Origin of the sequence: Nocardia seriolae NBRC 15557 (genome assembly GCF_007990715.1) — a bacterium.
In the GTDB taxonomy this organism is placed as follows: Bacteria; Actinomycetota; Actinomycetes; order Mycobacteriales; family Mycobacteriaceae; genus Nocardia; species Nocardia seriolae.
Genome location: NZ_BJWY01000017.1, coordinates 30,010 through 51,370 on the forward strand (window position 1 = coordinate 30,010; position 21,361 = coordinate 51,370).

Here is a 21,361-nt window from a genome sequence, read left to right on the forward strand (position 1 = left end):
TGCGGACGCTGACACGCTGAACCCGGGCGATGCGGTGACGGGCGCGTCGTGCGGGTCGGGCAGACTGGGGACCCGTGAGTACCCAGTTGCTTGTCGGCGGCCGCATCTACAGTTCGAGCAATCCCGACGCGACGGCCATGGCCGTGAGCGACGGGACCGTGGTGTGGGTCGGGCTCGACAAGCCCGGGCGGGCACTGCATCCCGACGCGGAGATCATCGAACTCGACGGCGCGTTCGTCGCGCCCGGATTCGTGGACCCGCACGTGCACGTGACCGCACTGGGACTGAAGCTCACGGGACTCGATCTGGCGCAGGCGGGTTCGCTCGCCGAATGCCTGGACGCGGTGCGGGCGTATGCCGCCGCGCGGCCCGAAGGCATCATCCTCGGCGAAGGCTGGGACGAGACGCGCTGGGCCGGGGGGCGACCGCCGACGGTCGAGGACATCGACGCGGCCGCGCCCGGACGGCAGGTGTATCTGGCTCGGGTGGACGCACATTCGGCCGTCGCCTCCACCGCCCTGCTGGATACGGTGCCCGGAATCGGCGAGGCCACCGGGTTCACCCGGGGCGAGCCGCTGCGCGCGGACGCCCACCACCGGGTGCGCGGCGCGGCCCTGGGCGCGCTGAGCCGTGAACAGCGCGACGCCGCCCGGCGCGCGGCCCTGGATGCCGCCGCCGCCAATGGTGTTGTGGCCGTGCATGAATGCGCGGGACCCGAGATCTCCGGGGCCACCGATGTGCGGGAGCGGCTGGAGTTCGCCCACGGCGTCGAGGTGCGCGCCTACTGGGGACAGGCCGTGCGCACCGCCGACGAGGCGCGCACGCTGGTCAAGGAACTCGGGGTGCACGCCCTGGGCGGTGACCTGTTCGTGGACGGCGCGCTCGGCTCGCACACCGCCTGGCTGCGCGAACCCTACGCCGACCGCGACACCACCGGCACCTCCTACCTCGACGCCGACGCCATCGCCGCCCACGTGCTCGCCTGCACCGAAGCCGGGATCCAGACCGGCTTCCACGTCATCGGCGACGCCGCCATGGACGCCGTCGTCGCCGGATTCCAAAGGGCCGTCGCCGAACTGGGTGGCCCCGCCGTGGCGTCGCGCGGGCACCGCCTGGAACACGCCGAGATGATCACCGGCGATCAGATCGCCAAGCTGGCCGCCTGGGGCGTGATCGCCAGTGTCCAACCGGGATTCGACGCCGCCTGGGGCGGGCCCGACGGGATGTACGCGACCCGCCTGGGCGCCGACCGCGCCGCCACCCTGAATCCCTTCGCCGCCATGGCCTCCGCGGGCATCTCCCTGGCCATCGGCTCCGACGCCCCGGTGACCGCCCTGAGCCCGTGGGACGCCATCCGCGCCGCCGCCCACCACCGCACCCCCGGCCACCAGATCTCCCCCCGCGCCGCCTTCGCCGCCGCCACCCGCGGCGCCTGGCGCGCGGGCGGTGTCCGCGACGGCGTCGCGGGCACCCTGGTCCCGGGAGCCCCTGCCTCCTACGCCATCTGGGACGCCCGCGACCTCGTCGTCGCGGCCGCCTCCGACACCGTCCAGCGCTGGTCCACCGACCCCCGCTCCCGTGTCCCCGGCCTCCCGCCCCTCACCCCCGACGCCGCCCTCCCCACCTGCCTGCGCACCGTGCACCGCGGAGTCACCGTCCATGAAGCCTGACCCCGCCGCCGAAACCGATTCCGCCGCACCACCCTCCGCCACCACCGGTGTCCCAGCCGCCGACGACGGCTCGGTGACACGGAGTTCCCGCGCGCGGACGTCGCCCGCCGCCGATGCCGAAGTCGTCCCCGCCGCAGGCGCCGACGTCCCCGCCGACTCGGGACCGAATCCGGGGGGAGCGGCACCGCGACCCGGCAGTGCGGCGTCGGAACCTACTGCGGGCGTTGGCGGTTCATCCTCGGACCGCATCGCCTCGACGGTCTCGGGTGTACTTCCCGGTGCGGTGGCGTGGCTGGTCACTGCGGCCGCCGCCCGTCCCTGGCTGCCCAGGCTGCTGGCCGCGGTGATCGCCGGGCTGTTGTTGTTCGCGAGTTTCCCGCCGCGGACGCTGTGGTTCCTGGCGCCGGTGGGGATCGCGGTGCTGACCCTTGCGGTGCGTGGAACCGGCAGGGCGCGTGAGGGATTCGGGGTCGGGTTCGTGGCGGGGGCGGCGTTCTTTCTGCCGCTGCTGCCGTGGACGGGGATCTACGTGGGGCCGGTGCCGTGGATCGCGCTGTCGACGGTGTGCGCGGTGTACGTCGGGCTGTTCGGCACGCTGACGCGGTGGGTCGCGACGCTGCCGGGATGGCCGTTGTGGGTGGCGACGGTGTGGTCGCTCACGGAGTGGGCGCGGTCGAGTTTTCCGTTCGGTGGATTTCCCTGGGGGAGACTGGCTTTCGGGCAGGCCGACGGGTGGTATCTGCCCTACGCGATGGTGGGCGGGGCGCCGCTGGTGAGCTTCGCGGTGGCGCTGACGGGGACCGGTCTGGCCGCGCTGGTGCTGGGTCTTTTGCGAAGGTTGCGAGGCGAAACGGGCGGTAGCTCGAAAGTGGCTGCGGTCACAGTGAATTCTCCCAGATGGGGAGCCCTGCGTCTCACATCGTGGAACCGGATTGTTGCTGCGGCAATGCTTGTGGCTATAGTTCCAGTCACCGGAGTGATCCTCCGGACCGCGCTGCCCGGCCCGGAGGACGGCAACCGGCCGATCACGGTCGCCGCCATCCAGGGCAGCGTGCCGCGCCTGGGCCTGGACTTCAATGCCCAGCGCCGCGCGGTTCTCGACAATCACGTCAAGCGCACCGAGGAACTGGCCCGCGACATCGCCGCCGGCCGCGCCCCGCAGCCCGACGTGGTGATCTGGCCGGAGAACTCCTCCGATATCGATCCCCTGCGCAATGCCGATGCGGCCCAGGAGATCTCGCGGGCGTCCGAGGATGTGAAGGCGCCCATCCTGGTGGGCGCGGTGCTGGTCAACAGCGATCGCACCACCACCAACTCGGTCATCGTCTGGAACGGCGACGCCGGGCCGGGGGAGCGGCACGACAAGAAGATCATCCAGCCCTTCGGCGAATACCTGCCCTACCGCAACTTCTTCCGGCACTTCTCCGAATACGCGGACCGCGCAGGCTATTTCGTCCCCGGCACCGGGGACGGCGTGGTGCACGTGCAACCCGCGAGCGGCGGCGCGCCCGTCGCGATCGGCGTGGCCACCTGCTACGAGGTCGTCTTCGACCGGGCCTTCGAGCAGGCTGTGCAGGCCGGGGCGCAGATCCTCACGGTCCCGTCCAACAACGCCACCTTCGGCCGCTCCGAGATGACCTATCAGCAGCTGGCCATGTCGCGCGTGCGCGCGGTGGAGCACGGTCGCGCCGTGGTGGTTTCGGTGACCACCGGGGTCAGCGCCATGATCACCGCCGACGGCGCGATCCAGCAGCGCACGCCGCAGTTCGAGCCCGCGGCGCTGGTGGCGACGCTGCCGCTGCGCGACAACACGACACTCGCGACGCGGTTGGGGCCCGCGCCGGAGGTTTTCTTGTGTATCCTTGCCGCGGCTGCCGGTGTGGCGGCGGTCACTCGGCGGCGGAAGCAGCTCAGTAAACCGACCGCCCAGAATGCTGAATGACCTTTCGGCGCAGTAATCGCGGGTTCGTGTGTGAGGGCCGTCCCGCGTCGGCGACTCGATTCGCCAGTTCATTGCCAGGGCTTGTTGGAGCTTCCGATATGTCCGAGTTCGTGCGGTTCCCTTATGCGAGTTAAGCGAGTCTCGCGAGATTTGCTATGAGGTAACTGAACTGAATCCTCGCTCCGTCAACGCTGTCCGTTGCGGGCAACTCGAGATCACCACCGATCCGCTCGGCGGGATGCTCCGAATCATAGGGCGTGGGCCACGTCCTACGGCTCGCGCGTGCGCGCGAAAGCCGGATTGGCGGCCTGCCGTTTTCGATTTTTCGGGGCTCGGGGAGTTGCGTCTACAGCGTCAGAACGGAGTGTTTGATGAGTTCATTGGCCACCGACCGTGTCGACCAATGTTCTTCGGGTGAATTCTCGGCTCAACCTTTCGCGCTCTCTCCCGCGCAATCAGCCCTCTGGTACGCCCAGCGCATCCGGCCCGACATTCCGCTGACCATCGCGCAATTCGTGGAGATCCACGGCGATCTGGACGTGGGCCGGCTGCTCTACGCCATCGAACGCTTCGGCGCCGAAAGCGAAGTCGGCCACGTGCGCCTGCTCGAGATCGACGGCGTCCCGCACCAGGTCGTCGATCCCAGCTGGCGGCCCGGCTGGGCCCGCATCGACCTGCGCGAGGAGCCCGATCCGCGGGCCGCGGCCCGCGCCTGGATGAACGAGCACGCCAGCTCGCCCATCGATATCGAGCGCGACCCGCTCACCATGAATGTGGTGCTGCGCGTCGGGGATTCGGACTGGATCTGGTACACCCGCGGCCACCACATCGTCATCGACGGCTACGGCGCCATGAACGCCACCACCCGCGCCGCCGAGATCTACACCGCACTCGAGAACCAGACCGAGCCGGTGGTCTCCCGCGCGGCACCGCTGGCCGCCATCTACGGCGACGAGAACCGCTACCGTGACACCAGCCGTTTCGTCACTGACAGCGATTACTGGCGCGAACAGCTCACCGGCGTCGGCGAGCCGATCACGCTGTCGGGCAACGGATCGCTGCCGGTGGTGTCCGACGGCGGGCGCCGCACCGCCACCGCCGTCATCGGCCGCGACGTCGAAACCGCCATCGAAGCCGCCGCAACCGCGTTCGGCACCAACAGTTCCGCGCTGTTCGTGGCCGCCCTGGCCGGTTACGTGCGCGCGGTCACCGGCACCCAGGACGTGGTGCTGAGCCTGCCGGTCTCCGCGCGCACCACTGTCGCGCTGCGCCGTTCCGGCGGCGTGGTGTCCAACGTGGTCCCGATCCGGGTGCAGTTCAGCGCCACCGACACCGTCGCCGACACCGTGCGCGCCATCGAACTGCAGATCACCGGCGCGCTGCGGCACCAGCGCTACCGCAGCGACGACATCCGCCGCGACTGCGGCTATTCCCGCGACGCGCGCGGCTTCTTCGGCCCCATGGTCAACCTGATGCTCTTCCACAGCGAGCTGAAGTTCGGCAGCCTCATGGGCTCGATCAACGTGCTGTCCACCGGACCGGTCGAGGATCTGTCCATCAACCTCTACAACGGCCTGGGCAACCGCATCCACATCGACTTCGAGGCCAACCCGCGCCTGTACGGCGACGCCGAACTGTCCATGCACCACGGGCGCTTCCTGGACTACCTGTCCCGCTTCGTCGGCGCCGCACCCCAAACCGTGATCGCCGACATGCCGGTGCTCACCGACCTGGAACGCGAACGCGTCCTGCACGAATGGAATTCGACCCAGGTCGCCCGCCAGGAGGGCACCCTGGCCGGGCTCTTCGCCGACCGCGCCGCCATGTCCGCGGGCCGCATCGCCCTGGACTACGAGGGCGAGACCCTCACCTACGCCGCCTTCGACGAACGCGCCAACCGCCTGGCCCGCGAACTCGTCTCGCGCGGCGTGGGCCCCGACACCCTGATCGGCCTGGCCGTGCGCCGCAGCCTGGACCTGCTGATCGGCATGTACGCCATCGTCAAGGCGGGCGCGGCCTACCTGCCCATCGACCCGGACCACCCGGCCGACCGCATCGAGGCCATCCTCGAACAGGCGCGCCCGCTGTGCGTGCTCACCACCGTCCGCGACCGGCTCGAACTGCCCCGCACCGCACCGCGATTCGACATCGACACCGCCGACCTCTCCCGCCATTCCGGCCGCCCCGTCACCGACGCCGACCGGCGCGCGCCCCTGCGCGCCGACCATCTGGCCTACGTCATCTTCACCTCCGGCTCCACCGGCAAACCCAAGGGTGTCGGCGTCACCCACGCCGCCATCGTGAACCGGCTGCGCTGGATGCAGCACGCCTACCCGCTCGACGGCTCCGACGTGGTGCTGCAGAAGACCCCCGCCACCTTCGACGTGTCGGTGTGGGAGTTCTTCTGGCCCTTGCAGATCGGCGCACGGCTGGTCATCGCCGCCCCCGACGGCCACCGCGACCCCGGCTACCTGGCCCGCGTCATCGCCGAACAGGGCGTCACCACCGCGCATTTCGTGCCGTCCATGCTGTCGGTGTTCCTCACCGACACCGATGTGGCCGGGTGTACCGGACTGACCCGCGTGTTCTGCTCCGGTGAGGCGCTGCCCGCCGCCACCGTCGCCGAATTCCACGCCGCCCTGGGCGCCGGCCCGGAAGCCCCACAGCTGCACAACCTCTACGGGCCCACCGAGGCCGCCGTCGACGTCACCTCCTGGCACTGCGTCCCGGGCACCACCGAGGTGCCGATCGGCGCGCCCATCTGGAACACCCGGACCTACGTGCTCGACGCCCGCCTGCAACCGGTCGCCCCCGGCGTCGTGGGTGAGCTGTATCTGGCGGGCGTGCAGCTGGCCCGCGGCTACCTGGGCCGGGCCGCGCTCACCGCGGACCGGTTCGTGGCCAACCCGTTCACCCCCGGCACCCGCATGTACCGCACCGGCGACCTGGTGCGCTGGCGCGGCAGCGGCCGCTCGGGCGTGCTGGAATACCTGGGCCGCAGCGACTTCCAGGTCAAGGTGCGCGGCCTGCGCATCGAACTCGGCGAGATCGAGGCCGCCCTGCTGGCCGAGGAGCGGGTGGCGCGCGCGGTGTGCGTGGCGCGCCGCGGCCGCGGCGGCGACGAACTCATCGCCTACGTGGTGGGCGCGCCGGGGGCCGAGTCCTTCGGTCCCGCGCAGCCGCTCGACACCGCCGAGCTCACCGCGGCCCTGCGGCGCACCCTGCCGAGCTACATGGTGCCCTCGTTCCTCATGGTGCTCGACGAACTACCGCTCAGCGCCAACGGCAAGGTGGACCGCAAGGCACTGCCCGAGCCCGATGCGGGCGCGCGCCGCCCGGCCCGCCCCGCCGCCGCCCCGAGCAATGCCGTCGAGAGACAGCTGACCGGCATCTTCGCCGAAGTCCTCGGCACCGACGAATTCGATGTCGAGGACAGCTTCTTCGACCTGGGCGGCAACTCGCTGACCGCCGCCCGGGCGGTGGCGCGGGTCAATGCCGCGCTCGGCGCGGCGCTGACCATCCGCGACCTGTTCGAAACCTCCACGGTGACCGCCCTGGCCACCCGCCTGTCCGACAGCCGCCCCGAGCACGCCTCGCCGAAACTGGTCGCCGGGCCACGCCCGCAACATATTCCGCTGTCGCTGGCACAGCAGCGGCTGTGGATCCTCAACCGCTTCGCCGAGCACGCCGCCGCCTACAACATGCCCCTCGCGGTGAAACTCACCGGGCCCCTGGACATTCCCGCCCTGCGGGCCGGTCTCGTGGACGTGCTGGAACGGCACGAGAGCCTGCGCACCACCTTCCCCGACACCCCCGACGGGCCCTGCCAGCTGGTGCACCCGGCCGCGGAGATCCCGCTCACCCTCGACCCGATCGACGCCACCCACGCCGACGTCCACGCCCTGGCGAGCGAATTCGCCGGGTACAGCTTCGATCTGCGCAGCCAGGCCCCGGTGCGAGTGGCGCTCTACGCCACCGGACCCGACGCCTACGTCTTCCTCATGGTGCTGCACCACATCAGCGGCGACGGCTGGTCCATCGCCCCGCTCATCCGCGACATCATGACCGCCGTCGCCGCCCGCGCCGGCGGGCACGCCCCGGCGTGGACGCCGATGCCGGTGCAGTACGCCGATTTCGCGCTGTGGCAACGCGAACTGCTCGGCGACGAGGCCGACCCGGCCAGCGCCCTGGCCCGGCAACTGGCCTACTGGCGCGCGGCCCTGGCCGACCTGCCCGACCAGCTCGACCTGCCCCTGGACCGCCCGCGCCCGCGGCAGCGCTCCACCGACGGCGGCACCGTCGCCTTCACCATTCCCTCCGACACCCGCCGCGCCCTGGCCGCCGTCGCCGCCGAACGCGGGGTCAGCACCTTCATGGTGCTGCACGCCGCCCTCGCGACAGTGCTTGCGCGCCTGTGCAACACCACCGACATCGCCATCGGCACCCCGATCGCCGGGCGCAGCGATCCGGCCCTCGACGATCTGGTCGGCATGTTCGTCAACACCCTGGTGCTGCGTACCCGGGTCGATCCCGCCGCCGGATTCGACCGCATGCTCACCGAGGTCCGCGACACCGACCTGAACGCCTTCGCCAACGCCGACGTGCCCTTCGAGCGGCTGGTCGAGGTGGTCAATCCGGAGCGCTCCGCGGCCCGGCACCCGCTGTTCCAGGTCATGCTGTCCTACGACGGCAGCCCCGAACTGCGCGTCGATCTGCCCGGCGTGGACACCGAAGTCCTGCCCATGGCCGATGACGTCGCCAAGTTCGATCTGCAGCTGACCGTGCACGAACCGGCCGGCGGCCCCGCCGATGGCGCTCCGCTCACCGCCGAATTCGGTTACGCCGCCGACGTTTTCGACCGCGCCACGGTCGAGGCCATCGCCCGGCGCTTCGGCGTGGTGCTCGCCGCCGCCGTCGCCGACCCGAGCCTGCCGGTCGGCGACCTGCCGCTGCTGGACGCGCGGGAGACCGCGAAACTGGTGCCCATCATGGGCTCCCCGGCCGAGCCCGCCATCAGCCTGGCCCGGCTGCTCGCCGACACCGCCGAACGCGTGCCCGACGCGGTCGCCGTGCGCTACCTCGGCGCCGACACCACCTACCGCGAACTCGACGAACGCTCCAACCGCCTGGCGCGGGTGCTGATCGAGCACGGCGCGGGCCCGGAGGTGGTGGTGGCCATCGCGCTGCCGCGCGGCCACGACAGCATTCTCGCGGTCTGGTCGGTGGCGAAAACCGGTGCGGCGTATGTGCCCATCGATCCCGACTACCCGTCGGACCGCATCGCCCACATGCTCGCCGACTCCGGGGCCATGCTCGGCATCACCGACGCCGAACGCCGCGCCGAACTGCCGGACTGGCCCGGCAGCCGCGGCCGCCACCGCAAGAGCTACGTGGACTGGCTGCTGCTCGGCTCCGACCAGCTCGCCGAGGAATGCGCGCAGTTCCCCGACACCGCGGTCACCGACGCCGACCGCCACCACCCGCTGCGCACCGGCGGCCCGGCCTACCTCATCTACACCTCCGGCTCCACCGGCAGGCCCAAGGCCGTGGTGGTCACCAACGCCGGGCTGTCCTCGCTGGCGCACGAGCAGATGCACCTGTTCAAGGTCACCGATTCGGCTCGCACACTGCACTTCTCCTCGCCCAGCTTCGATGCCTCGGTGCTGGAGTTGCTGCTCGGGTTCGCGGCCGGGGCCACCATCGTGGTCGTGCCCGCGGGCATCTTCGGCGGCATCGAGCTGGCCCGCATCCTGCGCGAGGAGAAGGTGACCCACGCCTTCGTCACCCCCGCCGCGCTGGGCACCGTGCCCGCCGACGACCTGCCCGACCTCGAGGCCGTCATCGTCGGCGGCGAAGCCTGCCCGGAGGAACTCGTCACCGTCTGGACCGCACCGGAATCCCGGCCCGGCCTCCCGGCGCGGCGCATGCACAACATGTACGGCCCGTCGGAGGCGACCGTCGCCGCCACCGCCACCGGACCCATGGTCGCCGGGCAGCCGGTGCCCATCGGCGGGCCGGTGCGCGGCATGCGGCTGTTCGTCCTCGACGGCCGCCTGCACCCGGTGCCGCCGGGTGTGGCGGGCGAGCTGTACCTGTCGGGCCCCGGTCTGGCCCGCGGCTACCTCGGACGCCACGACCTCACCGCGCAACGCTTCCCGGCCAACCCGCACGGCCGCCGCGGCGAACGCATGTACCGCACCGGCGATCTCGTGGTCGCCGACGGCACCGGGCAGCTGCGGTTCCTGGGCCGCGCCGACGACCAGATCAAGATCCGCGGCTTCCGCATCGAACTGCGCGAGATCGACCACGTGCTGGCCGCGCACCCGGGAGTCACCTTCGCGCTCACCGTGGTCCACCACGACGAACGCGGAATCCCGCGCCTGGTGGCCTATCTCACCGCCGACACCGAACTCGAACCGGCGGCGGTCCTGGAGGCCGCGCGCGGGCGGCTGCCCGGCTACATGGTGCCTTCGGCGCTGAGCATCCTCGACGCCATGCCGGTCACCCCGTCCGGCAAGCTGGACCGCAAGGCGCTGCCCGCACCCGAGTTCGTCGCCGCCGCGCCCACCCGCGCCCCGGAAACCGAACTGGAACAACAGGTCGCGCTGGTGTTCGGCGCGGTGCTGGGCGCCACCGTGCCCGGCGCGGACGACAATTTCTTCGAGATCGGCGGCAACTCGCTGCTGGCCACCCGCCTGACCGCGTCCCTGCACACCGAATTCGGTGTCGAGCTGCCGGTGCGGGCCATCTTCGAGGCGCCAACCGTCGCGGGCCTGGCGGCCCGGCTCGCGGAAGCGCCCCGGACGCAGCGTATCGCGCTGGCTGTGCACTCGCCGCGCCCGGAGCGCGTGCCACTGTCGCTGCCGCAACAGCGACTGTGGTTCCTCAACAGATATTCCCCCGAATCCAGCGCCTACAACATCGCTTTCGTGCTGCGGATCGACGGCGATCCGGACATCGACGCGCTGCGGGCCGCCCTGGCCGACGTGGTGGAGCGCCACGAGGTGCTGCGCACCGTCTTCCCCGAGGACGAACACGGCGCCTACCAGGTGGTTCTCGACACCGCCCGGTGCCTGCCGGTGCTCGAGCCGGTGGAGACCGACGACGTGGGCGCGCGCACCGCACTGCGTTCCCTGGCCCGGCGCGGCTTCGACCTGACCCGCGAGATCCCGCTGCGAATGACCTTGCTGCGCACCGGGAATCGCCGTCACCTGCTCGGCATCGCGCTGCACCACATTGCCGCCGACGGCTGGTCGCTGGCCCCGCTCACCCGTGACCTGGCCATCGCCTACACCGCCCGCCACGGCGACGCCGCACCCACGTGGGCGCCGCTGCCGGTGCAGTACGCCGACTTCAGCCTGTGGCAGCGTGACCTGCTCGGCGCCGACACCGACGCCGACAGCGCCGCGGCCGCCCAGCTGGCGTACTGGCGGCACGCGCTCGCCGACCTGCCCGAGGAACTGCCGCTGCCCTACGACCGGACGCGCCCGGCCGAACCCACCGGGCGGGCCGGGACCGTGCGCTTCGAGGTGCCGGAGGCGTTGCAGCGCAAGCTCGCCGACGTCGCCCGCGCCCACGGCGTCAGCCTGTTCATGGTGCTGCGCTCCACCCTGGCCGTGCTGCTGCGCGCGGTCACCGGCGGCCGCGACGTGGTCATCGGCACCCCGGTGGCCGGGCGCACCGACACCCGCCTCGACGACCTGGTCGGCATGTTCGTCAACACCCTGATCCTGCGCTCGGACGTGGACCCCGACCGCAGCTTCGCCGAACTGCTGCAGGCCGACCGCGACACCGAACTGGCCGCCATGGCCCACGCCGAGGTGCCCTACGAGCGGGTCGTGGAGGAACTGCAGACCGCCGACGGCGAAGAGCGGCAACGCCGCTACGGGGCGCGCCCGCTGCTGCAGGTCGCGCTCACCGTGCAGGACACGCCGGTGCCCGCGCTGCGGTTGCCCGGCCTGTCCCTGCACGCCGAGGAACTCGATATCGCCCTGGCCAAGTTCGACCTGGAACTGCGGGTGCTGCCGGGGCCGGACAACGGTGACGACCGCGTCTTCGAATTCGTCTACGCCGCCGAGCTCTTCGACCAGACCACCGTCGACACCCTGGCCGAGCGGATGCTGCGGGTGTTCGCCGCGGTCGCCGCCGACCCGCGCGTGCGGGTCCGCGACATCGACGCGCGCACCGAACTCGAACGCGAGATGTTCACCCCCGCCTGGGGTCCCGCGCCCGAACCGCAGTGCAGCCTGGCCGCCTACTGCGCGGCCACCGCGCACCTCAACGCGGACCGCGTGTTCCTGCGCTTCGACGACACCGAACTCACCTATCTGGAATCGGACGTCTACTCGAACCGGCTGGCGCGCGCCCTGATCCACCGCGGCCTGGGCCCCGGTGATCGGGTGGCGCTCGGCCTGACCCGCTCGGTGGAATCGGTGCTGGCGGTGCTGGCCGTCGCCAAGTGCGGCGCCGCGTTCGTGCCGGTCGACCCCAACTATCCGGCGGATCGGGTGCGGCACATGCTCGTCGACTCCGGCTGCCGGGTCGGCATCAGCATGACCGAGCACTCCGCGGACCTCCACACCGCCGCCGGGGACCACCCGGTCGACTGGCTGCTGCTGGACAACGCCGAACTCCTCGACGAACTCGAGGTTCTCGACGACGGGACCCTCACCGACGCCGAACGCGCCACCACCCTGTGGACCGCGGACCTGGCCTACGTCATCTACACCTCCGGCTCCACCGGAAAACCCAAGGGTGTGGCCGTCACCCACGGCGGCCTGTCCAATTTCGCCGACGAGATCCGCGAGCGCATGCGGGTCGACCGGGACTCGCGGACCATGCACTTCTCGTCCCCGAGCTTCGACGCCGCCATCTTCGACCTGCTGCTCGCGGTCGGCGCGGGCGCGACCATGATCATCGTCCCGCCGGACGTGTACGGCGGGGACGAACTGGCGGCCCTGATGGACCGCGAGGAGGTGTCGCACACCTTCATGACCCCCGCCGCCCTGGCCACCATCGACCGGGAACGCTGGGCGCTGCCGCACCTGCGTTCGGTCATGGTCGGCGGAGAGGCGTGCGGGCCGGAACTGGTGGCGCGCTGGGCACCCGGGCGCATGATGTTCAACGGGTACGGGCCGACCGAGACCACCGTGGTGGTCACCATCGCCGGACCGCTGGCCGTCGGCGCGCCCATCACCATCGGCACCCTGGTGCGCGGGGCCCGCGCCCTGGTCCTCGACGAACGCCTGCGCCCGGTCCCGGTCGGCGTGCCCGGCGAGCTCTACATCGGTGGACAGGGCTGTGCGCGCGGCTATTTCGAGCGCCTGGACCTGACCGCGTCCCGCTTCGTGGCCGACCCCTACGGTCCCGAGGGGTCGCGGCTGTACCGGACCGGCGACGTGGTGCGCTGGACCACCGGCGGCGAGATCGCCTACCTGGGCCGCAGCGACCACCAGGTGAAGGTGCGCGGATTCCGCATCGAGCTCGGCGAGATCGACGGCGTGCTCACCGCGCACCGCGCGATCCGCTTCGCTCACACCGAGGTCCGCGAGATCGCGGGCGCGCGGCGCATCGTGTCCTATGTGCTGCCCCTGGACCCGGCCGCGGCACCCGACCTCGAGGAGCTGCGGGCCCACTGCGCCACCGAGCTGCCGGCGCACATGGTTCCGTCCGCCATCACCCTGCTCGACCGCATTCCGCTCACCCCGGTCGGCAAGCTCGACCGCGACGCGCTGCCGCAACCCCAGGCCGTCGTCGCCGTGGTCTCCCGCGATCCGGAGACCGACACCGAGCGCCTGGTCGCCGAGGTGATGGGGGAGCTGGTCGGGGCCGAGGCGCTCGGCGCGGACGACAGCTTCTTCGAGGTCGGCGGAAACTCGCTGCTGGCCACCCAATTGGTGGCGCGGCTGGCCACCGCCACCGGGGTCCGCCTCGAGGTGCGCACGGTCTTCGCCGCACCCACCGTGGCCGGGCTCGCGGCGGCCCTGGACGCCGGATCCGCCTCGGCGGACCTGCGCCCGGAACCGCGCAAACGGACCCGGCCCGCCCGGATTCCGCTGTCGGCCGCCCAGCGGCGGCTGTGGTTCCTGGAGCAGTTCAACGCCTCCGGCGACCACGGGGAAGCGCTGGGCGCGTACAACGTTCCCGTCGCACTGCGCCTGCACGGCGAGCTCGACATCCCGGCACTGCGCGCGGCCCTGCACGAGGTGCAGCGCCGCCACGAAACCCTGCGCACCGTGTTCCCCGAGATCGACGGCGAACCCTGCCAGCAGATCCTGGAACCGGGCGAGGCGGCGGTCACCCTGCCGCTGCGCACCGTGCCGGAAAGCGCGGTGCCCGAGGAGATCCGCCGCGTCACCGCGAGCGGGTTCGATCTGGCCACCTGCGTGCCGTTGCGGGCCGCGCTGCTGCGGATCACCGGCAGCAAGACCGAACATGTGCTCGTGCTGGTGGTGCACCACATCGCCATGGACGGCTGGTCGCTGCAACCCCTCGCCGCCGATGTGGCCGCCGCCTACCGGGCCCACAGCGGCAAGGCGGGTCGCGACGGCGGTGCGGCCGGTCGTGACGGCAAGGCGTCCGGTCGTGACGGCAAAGCGCCTGGTCGTGACGGCAAAGCGCAGAGCCCGGAATGGCCCGAATTGCCCATCCAGTACGCCGATTACACGCTGTGGCAGCAGGATGTGCTGGGCCGCGAGGACGATCCGGAGTCGGTGATCAGCCGCCAGCTCGACTACTGGCGGCGCGCCCTCGACGGCATCCCGGAACTGCTTGCAGTGCCTGCAGATCGGCCACGACCGCCGGTTCCGAGCTATCGCGGCGGCACCGTGGAATGCACGCTCGACCCCTTCACCCACCGTGAACTGCAAAATCTCGCGGCCGAACACGGCGTCACCATGTTCATGGTGCTGCACGCGGCACTGGTGGCACTGTTGCATCGACTGACCTCCGGCGACGACATCACCGTCGGCACACCCATTGCGGGACGCGGACATCCGGCGCTGGACCGCATGGTCGGCATGTTCGTCGGCACCCTGGTGCTGCGCACCCACCTCGACGGCGGGGCCGCCTTCGCGGACCTGCTGCGCGCGGTCCGCGACACCGACCTGGAGGCCTTCGCCCACGCCGACGTGCCGTTCGAACGGCTGGTCGAGGTGCTCAATCCGGTGCGCTCGCAGGCGCATCACCCGATGTTCCAGGTCATGCTGTCGGTGCAGAACCAGCCGGTGCGGGTCCTGGAATTGCCGGGCATGCGCATCGAGGCCGACGACGCCGACCCCGGCATCGCCAAATTCGACCTGCAGTTCACCCTCACCGAATCCTGGACCGGCAAGCGCGAACCCGACGGCATCACGGTCTCGGTCAACTACGCCGCCGACCTGTTCGACGAGGCCACCGCGGCGCGGCTGGCGCAACGGTTCGTGCGGCTGCTCGGCGCGGCCGCCGCGAATCCGGCCACCGCCGTGGGCGATCTGGAACTCCTGGACTCGGGCGAATGGTCGGCGCTCGCACCGGTGCGCGGCACCGAGCCCGGGCTGCCCATCACCTTCCCCGAGGTGTTCGAGGCCGCCGCCAACCTCAACCGCTCCGCCATCGCGGTCCGCTCCGCCGGCACCCAGATCTCCTACGACGCCCTCGACCGCTGGACCAACCGGCTCGCCCGGGTCCTCATCGGCTACGGCGTCGGCCCGGAAACCCTGGTCGCCATGGGCATTCCGCGCTCGGCCGAATCGGTGGCGGTCATGCTGGCCATCGCCAAGGCCGGGGCCGCGTTCGTGCCGGTGGACCCCAACTACCCGGAACAGCGCATCAGCCACATGCTGCTGGACTCCGGTGCGGCCGTGGGCATCACGCTGTCCTCCTACCGGGAGCGCATGCCCGACGGGGCCAACTGGACCGTGCTGGACGCGCCCTCGTTCCGGCGGCGCGTGCTGGCCACCTCCGACGCGCCGATCAGCGACACCGAACGCACCACGTCGCTGCGCATGGACAACCCGGCCTACGTCATCTACACCTCCGGCTCGACCGGCATCCCCAAGGGCGTGGTCGTCACCCACGGCGGCCTGTCCAACTTCGCCGCCGAGACCGCGCACCGCTTCGATGTCGGACCCGGCTGTCGCGTACTGCACTTCGCCACACCGAGTTTCGACGCCGCCATGCTCGACCTGCTGCTCGCCCTCGGCGGCGCGGCCACCCTGGTGATCACCCCGCCCGGCGTGGTCGGCGGGCAGGAACTGGGGCAGGTGTTCATCGAGGAGGGCATCACCCATGCCTTCATCACCACCTCGGCGCTGGGCACCGTCGACCCGACCGGCGTCACCGCGCTGCGGCACGTGCTGGTCGGCGGCGAGGCGCTGCCACCGGATCTGGTCACCCGGTGGGCCCCGGGCCGCAAGCTCTACAACGTGTACGGGCCGACGGAAACCACCATCGTCACGGTGATCTCGCAGCCCATGACACCGGGCGGGCAGATCACCATCGGCGGTCCCATCCGCGGGGTCGGCGCGACTGTGCTCGACGCGCGCCTGCAGCCGGCCCCGGGCGGGGTCACCGGCGAACTGCACCTGGCCGGGGCGGCGCTGGCGCGCGGCTACCTGCGCCGGCCGGGCATGACCGCGCAGCGGTTCGTGGCCAACCCGTTCGGCAAGCCCGGTGAGCGCATGTACCGCACCGGCTACCTGGTCCGCTGGCTCGAACGCGGCGGGCGCGCACGGGATCTGGAATACGTGGGCCGCACCGACCACCAGGTCAAGATCCGCGGGTTCCGCATCGAACTCGGCGAGATCGACGCGGCGCTGGCCAAGCACCCCGCCGTGGAGTTCGCCACCACCATCGGGCATCGCACCCCGGCCGGATCCACCGCGCTGGTGTCGTATGTGAAGCCGCGCAACGGTTCCGCGCCGACCACGGCCGAACTGACCGCGCACGTGGCCGATCTGGTGCCCAACTACATGGTCCCGCAGTCGATCATGCTGCTGGACCGGGTGCCGCTCTCACCGGTCGGCAAGCTGGATCGGAAAGCCTTGCCGGAACCGGTGTTCGCGGCCCGCGAGGGCTACCGGGCCCCGGAAACCCCGATCGAGGAGGCGCTGTGCGCCGCCTTCGCCGAGGTGCTGGGCATCGAACAGGTCGGCGCCGACGACGGGTTCTTCGAACTCGGCGGCAACTCGCTGCTGGCCACCAAGGTGGTGGCGCAGTTGCGGGCCGCGGGCGTCGATCTGCCGGTGCAGGCCATGTTCGGTGACTCCACCCCGGCCGCCATCGCCGCCCGGCTGGCCGCCGCCGACGGTGATGCCGGTGCCGCGCTGGCCGCGGCCCTGGGCGCGGTGCTGCCGCTGCGCCCCGTCACCGCGGATTCGTCGGTGCCGCCGCTGTTCTGCGTGCACCCGGCCATCGGGCTGTCCTGGTGCTTCGCCGGACTGCTCTCGCACCTGCCGCACGAGCGGCCGGTGTACGGGTTGCAGGCCCCGCACGTCGCGGGCGAGGAGAGCCACCGCACCATCGCCGAGGCCGCGAAATACTATGTGGCGCACATGAAGTCGGTACAGCCGCACGGGCCCTACCATGTGCTGGGCTGGTCGCTGGGCGGGCTGCTGGCCCACGAGGTGGCCGTGCAATTGCAGCAGGGCGGCGACGAGGTGGCGCTGCTGGCGCTGATGGACAGTTACCAGCTCTCGGACCGGTGGCTCGAGGCGGCCGTGCCGTCGGTGTCGGCCATCATCGCCGAATTCGGCTCCGACCTGCTGGGCGGGGACGCCGACATCGACCCGCGGATGACCCTGCACGAGGCGGCCGAACTGCTGCGCAGCCGCTCCGGGCCGTTCGCGGCGCTGACCGTGGAACACCTGGAACGGCTCTACACCGGCTACGAGAACGGCGCGCAGCAGGCGCACGGATTCCAGCCCCACGTCTTCGACGGCGACCTGCTGTTCTTCACCGCCGCCGACGACGAGATCAACCGGGCCGACCCGGACCGCTGCGCCGCGGCCTGGGAGCCCTACGTCACCGGTGTCGTGCACGACCAGCTGGTGCGCTGCACGCACGCCGGCATGACGACACCCGAATCCCTCGCCGTCATCGGGCCGGTGCTGCGGGATCGGCTGGCGGCCATCGATGCCCGGCGGGAGGGGACGGCATGAGTCTCGCGGTGGAAGTGCAAGCGCTGGTGAAGTATTACGGCAAGGTGCGGGTGCTCGACGGCATCGATCTCGCGATTCCGTCGGGCACGGTGATGGGACTGCTCGGACCCAACGGGGCGGGCAAGACCACCACGGTGCGCATCGTCACCACCCTGCTACGCCCGAGTTCGGGCACGGTACGCGTGGCGGGGGTGGACGTGCTGAAGAATCCTGCCCGCGCCCGCACCCGGCTGGGACTGTCGGGGCAGTACGCGGCCATCGACGCCAACCTGTCCGGGTTCGAGAACCTGCGCATGGTGGCCCGGCTGTACGGCATGAACCATCGCCGGGCCGCCGACCGCGCCGAGGAACTGCTCGCCGCGCTCGGTCTCGAGCACGCGGCCGGGCGGCGGGCGGGCACCTACTCCGGCGGCATGGCGCGGCGCCTGGACCTGGCGGGCGCGCTGGTGTGCAGACCCCCGGTGGTCGTGCTCGACGAGCCGACCACCGGCCTCGACCCGCGCGGGCGCCTCGATATGTGGCGCGTCATCGGCGAACTCGTCGACGACGGCACCACCGTGCTGCTCACCACCCAGTACCTCGACGAGGCCGACCTGCTCGCCGACCGCATCACCGTCATCGACCGCGGGCGCGTCATCGCCCGCGGGTCGGCCGACGAACTCAAGACCTCCATCGGCGGTGACAAGCTCACCGTCACCCTCGCCGCCGGACAGGATCCGCGGCCCGCCAAGCGGGTGCTCGCAGGCGTCGGCATCGGGGAGCCCGAAATCGGCGAGGGCAGTGACGAACTCACCGTGGTGGTCGGCGACGGCACCCGCACCATGGTGGAGGCGCTGCGCCGCCTCGACGACGCGGGCGTGTGCGTGGTGGACGCCACCGTGCACCGGCCCAGCCTCGACGACGTATTCCTTTCCCTCACCGGCAAATCCGCCGACCGCCACTTATCCGCCCGCAAGCCCGAGCCCGTCCAAGAGGAGATCCTGTCGTGACGACCCTCCCCGCCGAGCCCGTCGCGCCGCCGGCCGCCGACGAGGCGCACGGCCGCCACCGCGCCGAGGGGCCCGCCATCCTGCTACCCCGGGTGGTGCGCGACAGCGCGATCGTTGCCTACCGGAACCTGCTCACCATCCTGCGGGTGCCGACCCTGCTGGTGACGGCCACCATTCAGCCGCTGATGTTCGTGTTCCTGTTCGCCTACATCTTCGGGGCCTCGCTCGGCGGCAGCCAGTACCGGGAGTTCCTGCTCGCCGGAATCTTCACCCAGACAGTCGCTTTCAATGCGGCGTTCACCATCGTCGGGCTGGCCAACGACCTGCACAAGGGCATCATCGACCGGATGCGGACCCTGCCCATGTCGCGGCTGGCCGTGCTGATGGGGCGCACTCTGTCGGATCTGGTGGTCAATATCCTGGCGTTGACGGTCATGGTGGCGTGCGGCTACGTGGTCGGCTGGCGGATCAACGGCGCGATCATGGACGCGGTGCTGGCCTTCGGTGTGATCCTGCTGTTCGCGTTCGCCATGTCGTGGGTGGGTGCCATCACCGGGCTCATGTCGCCGAGTGTGGAAGTGGCCCAAAGTGCCGGTCTCATCTGGCTTTTCCCGCTGACCTTCATCTCCTCGGCGTTCATCTCCGGGGAGACGTTGCCCGGGCCGCTGCGCACCGTCGCCGAATGGAATCCGATCACCGCGGTGTCGGCGGCCGGGCGCAAGCTCTTCGCCAACGGCTCCCCGCCGATCTTCAAACCGGCGACCGGCTGGCCCGCCGACCACTGTGTCGAATACTCCATCTACTGCTCGCTGGCCATCCTCGCGTTCGCGGTGCCGATGGCGCTGTGGCAGTACCGGAAGGTGGCCAGCCACTGACCTCGCACGTCACTGCGCCGGCACCGGCAGCGCACCCAGCTGTCCCAGCAGGCTGAACACGTCGAAAGAGCCACGGAATTCGGTGATCCGGCCGTCGCGGACGCGGTAGAACACGACGCCGGGCACCGCCACCGCGCGGCCGGCCGCCGGGATGCCCTGGAACTCGCCGTGCTGGGTGCCGTGCCCGGTCCAGCGCTCGGCCACCCGGTCCGCCTCGGCCACCAGCTCTTCCAGCGTCGAATGCCAGTCGGGGAACGCGGTACGCAAGGCGGTGTTGAACCGTTTGAGGCCCTCGATGTCGCCGACCTCGGGGGAGTGGATGACCACGTCGACGCCACCCACGGCAGCCCGGCTGACAGCCCCCGCTACCGCGAGATCCTCGCGCCCCTGGGGCATGGGTGACGAACTGCGGGCGGCGCTGCGTGTCGGCGAGAGCTGCTGGGGTGTGCTGTGCCTGCACCGGGAGCCGTCGCCGCTGGGCTTCCGTGCCGAGGAGATCGGCCTGCTGCATGCCATGGCCGCCCCGCATCTGGCCGAAGGATTGCGCGCGGCGGTGCTGCTGTCGGATCTCGATGCCGCCGACGGGCATCCGGCTCCCGGGCTGCTGCTGTTCGACGATGCCGCCGCGGTGCTCGCCATGACCCCACCGGTCCGCGCCCTGCTGGCCGAGGTCGCCGACCAACCCGCGCGCGCCGAGCTGCCGCAGGCGATCGTCGTGGTGGCCATGCGCCTGCGCAGCGTCGAACGCGACCCGAATTCGCCCGTGGTGCCACGCATTCGGTTGCGCACCCGCTCCGGGCGCTGGCTGATCGCCCACGCCTCCCGGCTGCACACTATCGCCGGTGCGGACCCGGCCGGGCCGATCGCGGTGATTCTCGAGCCCGCCCGCGCCCCGGAGATCGCGCCGCTGAAACTGGCCGCCTACCCGTTGACCCCGCGCGAGCAGCAGATCGCGGCACTGGTGCTGGCGGGCCACTCCACCCGCCGCATCGCCGACACCCTGGTGGTGTCGCCGTTCACGGTGCAGCGGCACCTGAAATCGATCTTCGAGAAGACCGGGGTGCGCAGCCGCCGCGATCTGGTCGCCAATCTGCTTGCCGCCCACTACGGCTCGCCGTGACCGGTGCCCGTACAGCCCGCAACAGGCCTCGATCAGGCCACCCGGGACAGCGGGCCCGGGCACGAAAAACGGGTCCCGGCACCGATGTGGTGCGGGGACCCGTTTCGTCGTGTGCTGTGATCAGCCGCGGCGGCGGCTCTTGATCAGCTCCATGCGCTCCTGGAGCAGCTCCTCGAGCTCTTCCTTGCTGCGGCGCTCGAGCAGCATGTCCCAGTGGGTGCGCGGCGGCTTGACCTTCTTGGGCTCCTGGGTGGTGCCCTCCATCAAGGTGCCTTCCTGGCCGTTGCGGCACAGCCAGGTGGGCGGGATTTCGGCGTCGTCGGCGAAGGGAACGTCGAATTCCTCGCCATTGTCGGTGCGGTACCGCGCCATCCGACGCGGAGCGAGGTCGTGGTCGCGGTCGGTCTCGTAGCTCACCGCTCCGAGCCGAGAGCCCCGGAGTACGCGATCTGCCATGAGTGCGGTCCCTTCTCGCCTGTCGGCAATGTTCTACATCCGTGTTTCTGCCTCTGCGCTACATCTGTCCAACGAAGAGGCGCGCGCTGTGGTTCCCGCAATCGGAGAACCCTGCCATCCTACTCGTCCGGCCCGGCCGGTTTGCGGCGGCGTGCCCTTCCGCCCGGTCGC

General features: G+C 71.2%; 8 protein-coding genes. 6 read left to right on the plus strand and 2 right to left on the minus strand.

Features of this window, described 5'->3' with window-relative positions; all coding sequences use genetic code 11:
* Positions 1–74 precede the first annotated feature (74 nt).
* The 5 genes from NS2_RS08150 to NS2_RS08170 all read left to right on the plus strand — a co-directional run bounded on the left by NS2_RS08150 (position 75) and on the right by NS2_RS08170 (position 19,614).
* Entirely contained in the window at positions 75–1,670 is a 1,596-nt protein-coding gene (locus NS2_RS08150; RefSeq protein ID WP_033086693.1) for an amidohydrolase, read from the plus strand.
* Positions 1,660–3,612, plus strand: coding sequence for an apolipoprotein N-acyltransferase (gene lnt, locus NS2_RS08155; protein WP_081985757.1), 1,953 nt, complete (start codon positions 1,660–1,662; stop codon positions 3,610–3,612). Before NS2_RS08150 ends, lnt begins: the two co-directional genes overlap by 11 nt.
* Positions 3,613–3,983: 371 nt before the next feature.
* Complete coding sequence (locus NS2_RS08160; RefSeq protein WP_147207120.1) at positions 3,984–17,750, plus strand: non-ribosomal peptide synthetase; 13,767 nt, start codon at positions 3,984–3,986, stop codon at positions 17,748–17,750.
* Entirely contained in the window at positions 17,747–18,739 is a 993-nt protein-coding gene (locus NS2_RS08165) for a daunorubicin resistance protein DrrA family ABC transporter ATP-binding protein (protein ID WP_033086692.1), read from the plus strand. Before NS2_RS08160 ends, NS2_RS08165 begins: the two co-directional genes overlap by 4 nt.
* Before the next feature lie 77 nt (positions 18,740–18,816).
* Positions 18,817–19,614 carry an ABC transporter permease gene (locus NS2_RS08170; RefSeq protein WP_370737285.1) on the plus strand — a complete coding sequence of 266 codons (798 nt, stop codon included), beginning with the start codon at positions 18,817–18,819 and terminating at the stop codon, positions 19,612–19,614.
* 9 nt (positions 19,615–19,623) lie between these two features.
* Here NS2_RS08170 and NS2_RS35900 read toward each other — a convergent pair whose 3' ends face one another.
* Entirely contained in the window at positions 19,624–20,010 is a 387-nt protein-coding gene (locus NS2_RS35900) for an ester cyclase (protein WP_158660817.1), read from the minus strand.
* Here NS2_RS35900 and NS2_RS08180 point away from each other — a divergent pair.
* Positions 20,009–20,734 carry a response regulator transcription factor gene (locus NS2_RS08180; RefSeq protein ID WP_052486584.1) on the plus strand — a complete coding sequence of 242 codons (726 nt, stop codon included), beginning with the start codon at positions 20,009–20,011 and terminating at the stop codon, positions 20,732–20,734. The genes NS2_RS35900 and NS2_RS08180 overlap by 2 nt on opposite strands.
* A gap of 120 nt (positions 20,735–20,854) precedes the next feature.
* Here the strand turns inward: NS2_RS08180 and NS2_RS08185 are convergent, their stop codons facing one another.
* Positions 20,855–21,190 carry an RNA polymerase-binding protein RbpA gene (locus NS2_RS08185; protein WP_033086691.1) on the minus strand — a complete coding sequence of 112 codons (336 nt, stop codon included), beginning with the start codon at positions 21,188–21,190 and terminating at the stop codon, positions 20,855–20,857.
* Positions 21,191–21,361 lie beyond the last annotated feature (171 nt).